We start from the raw sequence: 432 nt of genomic DNA, 5'->3' as shown, positions 1-432 counted from the left end.
CCGCGAGGATTATCGCATCGTCGTCTATAACAGCCGGGGCCAGTTCCTCCGGACGATGCAGACGCGCAACCTGGTCTGCGCGATCCAGTTCGACCGCGACGGCAATCCCTGGATGGCGAGCGGCCAGGACGGCCAGTTCCTGAAGCTGACGCGCGATGGCAAGGTGGTCGGCGCTGTGGGCAACGGCATGGGCATCGGCCCGGGCCAGTTCATCGAGGCGAGCTATTGGGTGTTCGACAAGCAGAACAACATGTGGGCCGGCGATACCAGCGTCGGCCGCGTCACCCGCATCGCGAGATAATCCCCTGTACCGGCCGGCGCACCCGCGCGCGCCGGCCGGCACGCCTGGCGGACTGTTCTGGAACACCTCCCGGGAGGTGTTCCAAATTGGCCCCGGAGGTGTTCCACATTGCTTTTCGGGTGTTCCATGGC

At 65.5% G+C, this 432-nt stretch carries 1 protein-coding gene; it reads left to right on the top strand.

The genetic code is table 11. The features are described from left to right. Window positions 1–301: hypothetical protein (locus RAD15_RS44025; RefSeq protein ID WP_458184897.1), on the top strand; the 301-nt coding region annotated here is incomplete at its 5' end. Window positions 302–432: the final 131 nt, after the last annotated feature.

This window comes from Bradyrhizobium sp. 14AA, from assembly GCF_054185205.1.
This window is presented reverse-complemented; position numbering and strand designations above follow the sequence as displayed.